Raw genomic sequence first — 7,098 nt, forward strand, 5'->3', positions numbered from 1 at the left:
TGTTTATCCTGTTGCGCCAGAGTGTGCCGGGGGGCAGCGTCGGCAGACCACCCGGCGAATCGGCGGAATGAGCGAAAGTTTCGGCGATTCGCCGGAAAAGATCGGCACTTTATCGGATCTGGCAAAAACAGATGAAGCCGCGCTCAAAAAGGCTCATAAGCTAAGCCTGCCGGGCGCGGGACTACCGGAAGTGAGTGGAACGGGATGCAGGTCTATCTGCCGATCGCCGAAATGTCGATTAACCTTCTGGTGTTGCTGGCCTTGGGCGGCGGCGTGGGGTTTATCTCGGGCCTGTTCGGCATCGGCGGCGGCTTTCTGATGACGCCGATTCTCATTTTTCTCGGCGTGCCGCCTGCCGTTGCCGTGGGAACCCAGGCGAATCAGTTGGTCGGCGCGTCGCTGTCGGGCGTTCTCGGCCATTGGCAGCGCGGCGGGGTGGATGCGCGCATGGGCGGCGTTATGTTGGGGGGCGGTGTCGTCGGCTCGGCCTTAGGCGTGTGGATTTTCAGCCTCTTGCAGCGCTTGGGCCAGATCGACGCGGCGATTTCCATTCTCTATGTGATCGTCTTGGGCAGTGTCGGCGGCTTGATGCTGGTCGAAAGTATCAAAGCCTATCGGGCCGCGCGCAACCCCACGCTCGCCCTGCGCCGCCTGCACCAGCATTTGTGGATGCACGGGCTGCCGTGGAAGATGAAATTCCCGAAAAGCCGCCTGTATATTTCGGTCTTCGTGCCGATCACCATCGGGTTTTTAAGCGGCATTATCGTCGCTATCATGGGGGTGGGCGGCGGCTTCTTCATGATTCCGGCCATGGTCTATATCGTCGGCATGCCGCCGAGCGTGGTGCCGGGAACCTCGCTATTTCAGATTATTTTCGTCACCGCCATTACCGCCACCCTGCAAGCCGTGACGAACCAAACCGTCGATGTGTTTCTGGCCTTGCTGCTGCTGATCGGCGGGATTGTCGGCACGCAAGTGGGCCTACGCTTCGGGCTCAAGCTGCGCGGCGAGCAATCGCGCATGCTGATGTCGTTGCTGATCCTTGCGGTGGCGGTAAAGCTGTTTTTCGACCTTATCCTGACGCCGTCTGATCTTTTTGCGCTGGAGGTGCTGCGGTGATTCGCCTGCTGCTGGCGCTCGCCCTGCTCTACGCGCCGATCGTGCGCGCCCAGGCCGTGCTGGCCGACGTGACCCATCCGCTCGTCGCCATCACTACGGGCTTCAGTGGGACGGAGGTCACGGTTTTCGGCACGCTGGAGGAAGTGGGCGCGGATGTGATCGTCGTGTTGCGCGGCCCTGGCCAAACGCTGAGCCTGCGCCATAAGGAACGGGTGTTGGGCCTGTGGCTGAACGGCCCGGCACAGCGTTTTACCCAAGTGCCGGGGTTCTACGGGCTGGCAGCGACCAAACCCGTCACCAGCCTGCTCTCGCTGGAAGACCTGAATCAGAACCGCCTTGGGCTTTCGGCCCTGCAAGCCAGCCTGGAGCCCGTCCGTGCGACGAACGGGCGGGAGGTGCTGGAGGCCGACCGCGCCGCCGTGGTCGCCGAACTCGGCAAGCGCGGTTTGATCGTCCAAAAATCCGAGCCGATTCGACTTTTGGGCGGGCGCTTGTTTAAGGTGAGCTTCGCTTTGCCGTCGAACGTGCCGGTCGGGCCGTTTCAAGTGTCGGTCTATGCCGTCAAAGACCGGCAGGTGATCGGCATTATCACCACGCCGCTTGTGACCAGTCAGGTCGGGATTGCCGCCGATGTGCATGATTGGGCCTATCGGCAACCTTTGATTTACGCCCTGGCCTCCCTCAGCCTTGCTGTGCTGATGGGGGCATTGGGCTTTTGGGCGTTCCGCGCCCGCTAAATGCGAAACGAGGAGGCGCAAGCATGCCCCACGAAAATCGGGTTTTTCTCGTCGTCGTCGACGATAGCCCTGAACTCAATACCGCCCTGCATTTCGCCTGCCTGCGCGCGCGCCACACCGGCGGGCATGTGGCCTTGCTCTATGTCATCGAGCCGGTCGATGGCCAGCAGTGGCTTTCCATCGAACATCTCATTCGGGCCGAAAAGCGGGAGCAGGCGGAACAGACGCTGCAACGCTTAGGCGGCGAGGCCATCGACTGGTCGGGCCGCATCCCGGCGCTCTATGTGCGCGAGGGGGATCGGCGCGAGGAACTGCTGCGCCTGATCGAAGAGGATGACTCGATCTCGATTCTGGTGCTGGGGGCCGGCACCGGCAGCGAAGGCCCCGGCCCGCTGGTCTCCCACGTCGCCGGGCGCGTGGCGGGGCGTTTGCGCATTCCGATTACGATTGTGCCGGGGGCTTTGACGGATTCGCAACTGGCCTTGCTGGCTTAACTCCGCCGACGCGGCGGCCTAATCAGTTCCGAAAGTTCCGGCGTGAACACCCGCTTCACCGGCTCCCCTTCGGCGCCCAAGCCCGCAACCAGCCGTCGATTGGCCGGGCTGTCGGGAATAATCACGCCGCTCGCCTGAATTTCCAGCGGCACGCCCCGCGCGCCCAAGTGCCAGGCGAGGCGCGCGGTCACGGTGGCGTCGGCGCAGCTCGCCAGCAGAACCCGTTCCGGCACCGTGCGCACGAGATAATGGGTGCCGGTTTCGGTCACGAGGGCGTCGCCATCGTTCAGCAATTGATCGCGCTCGACGGTGACGGTGAGCGTATCGGCCCCCAGCTTCAGCCGTTGCCGCCCGTGGCGCTGCTTGTGGGTAACGGGCACGACGCCTGCCGCCGCCGCGAGCGCCCAGGTTCCGCGCAGTTTGATCTGCTGAATGGGAAGAGTAGCCATAGACTGAGAGTATGAATCTGGCGCTTTTCCCGCAACCCCCCTTGCCGGAAGCCCTTACCTGCGGCACCTATGGCAGAGAAATTTTGCGGATGAGAGCCATGTCGAACGAACCTTCCCCGCCGGGGCGCTATAATCTGCTGCTGCTGTGGGTGGTTGCCTCGGCGCTTTGGGTGGCGGCGATGCTGATTTACACCGCCTATACCCGCCCCGCGCCCAGCTTTGCGGTGATGGGGCCGCTCACCTTGGGCGTGCCGCTGGCGGCTTTAATTTTCGGCCTTGCGGCCCGATATGTGACCAGACCCCGCCGATAGGCGATTTTCGACGATTCGAGTAAGCGAGACCCTGACCGATGCTGCAACTGCCCGTTACCATTCTCACCGGCTTCCTTGGTTCGGGGAAAACCACCCTGCTGAACCGGATTCTGACCGAGCCGCACGGCAAAAAATACGCCGTGGTCATCAATGAGTTCGCCGAACTGGGGATCGACGATCAATTGGTCGTGCAGTCCGACGAAGAAGTGTTCGAAATGAACAACGGCTGCATTTGCTGCACCGTGCGCGGCGATTTGATCCGCATTATTAGCGGCCTCATGCGGCGCGGGCGCGAGTTCGACGGGATTATCGTCGAAACCACTGGCCTTGCCGATCCGGCCCCGGTGGCGCAAACCTTCTTCGTTGATCCCGACGTGAAGGAAGCCGCCAAGCTCGACGCCATCGTGACCCTGGTGGACGCTAAACATTTCCTCGATCACGTTGGCGACGGGCATGAAATCGTCGAGCAGATCGCTTTTGCCGACGTGCTGCTGCTGAATAAGGTCGATCTCGTCTCGCCGGACGAACTGGCGGCGGTGGAAGCGCGCGTGCGCAAAATCAATGCCTTCGCGCCGCTCTATCACACCCAAAACAGCGAAATCGACCTAAAGCAGATCCTCAACCGGGGCGCGTTCGACCTGAACCGCATTTTGGAGCAGGAGCCGCATTTCCTCGATCATCACCATCATCATCACGAAGAAGACGTGGCCTCGGTCGGTATCAGCACCGACAAGCCCATCGACCCGGATAAGTTCGAAGCCTGGATCGGCACGCTATTGCGCCTCAAGGGCCAAGATATTTTCCGCTCGAAGGGCATTTTGAACGTCACGGGCTCCAACCGCCGCTTCGTGTTCCAGGGCGTTCACATGCAGATGAACCATAGCTGGGGCAACCCTTGGCGCGGGCGCGATACGCGCGACAGCCGCATCGTGTTCATCGGGCGCGATTTGGATGCCGACGCGCTGCGCGAAGGCTTCCTCAATTGCGCCCAAGGGGTGAAACTGTGAGTAGCTCCAACGCGATTCTCGAGTTTTGGTTCGGCACCGAAGCGCCCCCGCGCTTTCGGCCCGAATGGTTTGGCGGCGGCGAGGCCTTCGATCAGGAAATCGCCCGGCGGTTCCAGATCGAACTCGGTCAAGCCCTCAGCAGCGGGCTCGACGGCTGGGACGGGCTGCCCCGCTCCGCCCTCGCCCTCATGCTGCTGCTCGACCAATTCCCCCGCAACGCTTATCGCGGCACCCCGCTGGCGTTTGCAGGCGATTCCCGCGCCCAGGAAGTAACGCTGATGGGGTTGGAGCGCGGCTACCATCAGCATTTTAGCCCGTTGGAGCGGCTGTTCTTCTACATGCCGCTGGAGCATGCGGAAAACCTCGACCTGCAAGATCGCAGTGTGGACCTCATGCGCGCGCTTGAGGCCGAATCGCCGGTCTTTGCCGACGCCAATATTGCCGACTATGCCGAGCGGCACCGCGCCGTGATTGCGCGCTTCGGGCGCTTTCCCCACCGCAATGAGATTTTGGGCCGTGAGAGCACGCCCGAAGAGTTTCAGTTTTTGGCCGAACCAGGATCGTCTTTCTGATGCAAAACGCCTCGCGCACAAATTGGAAATTCGACGGCTATCTAACCCGCGCCGCCGTGGCGTGGGATTGCCGCGAGGCCGCCTTGGGCCAGGCCAATGGCAAGCTGCGCCGCATTCCTTTCGCAACAGTGGCGCAGCAGGTTTCAAGCGAAACCCAAGTGCATAAGGGCGGGCTCACGGCCCTCGTCGCCCATCCGCTCGGCGGTTACGTGACGGGCGGTGAAGATGGGTGCGTGATGCGCATTCCTGTCGAAGGCGCGTCGGTGGAATGGGCCAAGCACCCGCATCAATGGATCGAAGTGATGGCCATTCTGCCCGATGGTCGCCTTGCCTATGCGGTGGGAAAAAACGTGCTGCTGCTGGCCGCCGACGGCAGTTCGATTGCTACCTACGGCCCCCATGATAGCACCGTAATGGATATTGCCCTGCACGGCGAAAGCCTCGTCGCCTGCCATTACAATGGCGCGACGCTGTGGAAGCTCGACGGCAGCGCCGAGCCGCGCAAGCTGGTGTGGAAGGGCTCGCATCTGGCGGTCGTCATCAACCCGGAAGGCTCCATCGTCGCCACTTCCACCCAGGAAGGTGATGTTCACGGCTGGCGGCTGGATGAAAAGCGCGAGATGCGCATGTCCGGCTATCAAAGCAAAGTCCGCTCGCTGGCGTTCTCGGCGGATGGGCAGTGGCTCTGCACCTCGGGCGCGGAAGTGCTGGTGGCTTGGCCGTTCGATGGGCCCGGCCCGGAAGGGCGTGCGCCGCTGGAGTTGGTGGAAGTGAAGAATAGCGTAGTGACGCGTGTCGCGGCCCACCCCCATACGCATTTTATCGCCTGTGGCTATGAGGATGGCACGCTGGCGATGGTCGATCTCGCCACGCAAGCGGGCGGCAAGGTGCAACTCACCAAACGCGGCCCTGTCACCTGCCTCGCTTGGTCGCGCGACGGGCACCATTTGGTTGCCGGCGCCGACGATGGCCGGGCCATGATCTTTTCAGTTCCAGGAGAGGCCGCATGAGCCTGATCCCCGTCACCCTGCTCACCGGCTTTCTTGGCTCGGGTAAGACCACCCTGCTGAACCGGCTGTTGCGCGATCCCGCGTTGAAAAATGCGCTGGTGCTCATCAATGAGTTCGGGGAAATCGGGCTCGACCATCATTTGATCGAAAAGATCGAGGAGAGCGACGGGCAGCAGCGCATTCTCATGGCCTCGGGCTGCCTGTGCTGCACCATTCAGTCGGATCTGTCGAAAACCCTGCGGCAGATGGCGATTGACCGGGTGCGCGGCACGGTGACGGAATTCGAGCGCGTCATTATCGAAACCACCGGCCTCGCCGATCCGGCCCCCATTTTACACACACTGATGCAAGACCCGCTGGTGGCGGCCCATTACCGCCTTGATGGGGTTGTCACCACCGTCGATGCGGTCGTCGGCGATGCGACGCTGACGGCTCAGCCGGAGGCCGTGAAGCAAGCCGCCGTGGCCGACCGGATCATTCTGACGAAACAGGATATTGCTGATCCGGCGGCGGTGGCCGCGCTGAAAACCCGCCTGCACACCCTGAACCCCGCCGCCCCGATCTTGAGCACCGACGCGCCCGCGCCCGCGTTGATCGAGGCCGGACTGTGGAATCCCGACACCAAAAGTCTGGACGTGCGCCGCTGGCTCCAGGCCGAGGCTTATGAAGCGCATGGGCACCATCACCACGACCATGACCACGGGCACCATGACCACGGGCATCACCACCACGACCCGCACCATCACCATAATCTGAACCGCCACGACGACCGCATTGAGGCCCACTGCCTGACGCTCAACGCGCCGCTGCCCTGGGACGCTGTGACCCTCTGGCTGCAATCACTCACCGCCTATCGCGGCGAGGATATTCTGCGCCTGAAAGCCATCCTCAACCTGCGCGGCCAGGAGACGCCCACGGTGCTGCACGGCGTGCAACATCTGCTACACCCGCCAGTGCAACTCCCCGCCTGGCCCGACGCCGACCACCGCAGCCGCATCGTGCTGATTACGCGGGATATTAGCCGGGATCTGCTGGAGAAATCGCTGAAACAGTTGACGGAGGTCGTGGGTTAACCCTACTCAAGATTTCGAATTAATTTCATATTTTGTATTCTGCGAAATTAAAGTGTAAACTTCTTAAGGATACAAACTTTGAAAGGCTCGGGCTATGAGCACCGCCGTCGCCCGCATTCTGGACGATCTCCGCACCCGAGGGGGCCTTCAGGGCAAGGATATCGCCAATATCGTCGATGTCTCGACCGCAACCGTCTCGCGCTGGTCGCACGGGAATGGCACGCCAACCTTGCGCACGCAAACGGTCATCGCCGACCTGCGCTATGTGGTCGAACGCCTCTCGGATTTCTATACCGCCGACGAAGCCCGCCTCTGGCTGCACACGC

The 7,098-nt window shown here is 62.1% G+C and carries 10 protein-coding genes; 9 read left to right on the forward strand and 1 reads right to left on the reverse strand.

Annotated elements, in window-relative coordinates; genetic code table 11:
• The first annotated feature begins 204 nt into the window (after positions 1 to 204).
• From ACIQ36_RS16870 to ACIQ36_RS16880, 3 genes are read left to right on the forward strand one after another with little or no spacing between them, the layout of a single operon-like run.
• Entirely contained in the window at positions 205 to 1,119 is a 915-nt protein-coding gene (locus tag ACIQ36_RS16870) for a sulfite exporter TauE/SafE family protein (protein ID WP_395831447.1), read from the forward strand.
• Positions 1,116 to 1,856, forward strand: a complete 741-nt coding sequence (locus ACIQ36_RS16875) for a TIGR02186 family protein (RefSeq protein WP_395831449.1) — start codon at positions 1,116 to 1,118, stop codon at positions 1,854 to 1,856. Before ACIQ36_RS16870 ends, ACIQ36_RS16875 begins: the two co-directional genes overlap by 4 nt.
• A 23-nt stretch (positions 1,857 to 1,879) precedes the next feature.
• Positions 1,880 to 2,350: a universal stress protein gene (locus tag ACIQ36_RS16880; protein WP_395831451.1), complete on the forward strand. Its 471-nt coding sequence runs from the start codon at positions 1,880 to 1,882 to the stop codon at positions 2,348 to 2,350.
• On the opposite strand, the gene ACIQ36_RS16885 is transcribed toward ACIQ36_RS16880, so the two are convergent.
• Entirely contained in the window at positions 2,347 to 2,799 is a 453-nt protein-coding gene (locus ACIQ36_RS16885) for an urease accessory protein UreE (protein ID WP_395831453.1), read from the reverse strand. The genes ACIQ36_RS16880 and ACIQ36_RS16885 overlap by 4 nt on opposite strands.
• A gap of 98 nt (positions 2,800 to 2,897) precedes the next feature.
• Between ACIQ36_RS16885 and ACIQ36_RS16890 the strand changes: the two genes are divergently transcribed.
• The 6 genes from ACIQ36_RS16890 to ACIQ36_RS16915 all read left to right on the forward strand — a co-directional run.
• Positions 2,898 to 3,110, forward strand: a complete 213-nt coding sequence (locus ACIQ36_RS16890; RefSeq protein WP_395831456.1) for a hypothetical protein — start codon at positions 2,898 to 2,900, stop codon at positions 3,108 to 3,110.
• A gap of 38 nt (positions 3,111 to 3,148) precedes the next feature.
• Positions 3,149 to 4,117 carry a CobW family GTP-binding protein gene (locus ACIQ36_RS16895; protein ID WP_395831458.1) on the forward strand — a complete coding sequence of 323 codons (969 nt, stop codon included), beginning with the start codon at positions 3,149 to 3,151 and terminating at the stop codon, positions 4,115 to 4,117.
• The gene (locus tag ACIQ36_RS16900) at positions 4,114 to 4,689 is read left to right on the forward strand and encodes a DUF924 family protein (protein WP_395831460.1); all 576 of its coding nucleotides are present in this window, start codon (positions 4,114 to 4,116) and stop codon (positions 4,687 to 4,689) included. Before ACIQ36_RS16895 ends, ACIQ36_RS16900 begins: the two co-directional genes overlap by 4 nt.
• Positions 4,689 to 5,699, forward strand: a complete 1,011-nt coding sequence (locus ACIQ36_RS16905; protein WP_395831462.1) for a WD40 repeat domain-containing protein — start codon at positions 4,689 to 4,691, stop codon at positions 5,697 to 5,699. Before ACIQ36_RS16900 ends, ACIQ36_RS16905 begins: the two co-directional genes overlap by 1 nt.
• Positions 5,696 to 6,772, forward strand: a complete 1,077-nt coding sequence (locus tag ACIQ36_RS16910; protein ID WP_395831464.1) for a CobW family GTP-binding protein — start codon at positions 5,696 to 5,698, stop codon at positions 6,770 to 6,772. The genes ACIQ36_RS16905 and ACIQ36_RS16910 overlap by 4 nt, the downstream gene beginning before the upstream one ends.
• Positions 6,773 to 6,866: 94 nt before the next feature.
• On the forward strand, positions 6,867 to 7,098 hold a 232-nt coding region (locus tag ACIQ36_RS16915; protein WP_395831466.1), incomplete at its 3' end, for a hypothetical protein.

The sequence above is a fragment of the Elstera sp. genome (assembly GCF_044372965.1).
GTDB lineage: Bacteria > Pseudomonadota > Alphaproteobacteria > Elsterales > Elsteraceae > Elstera.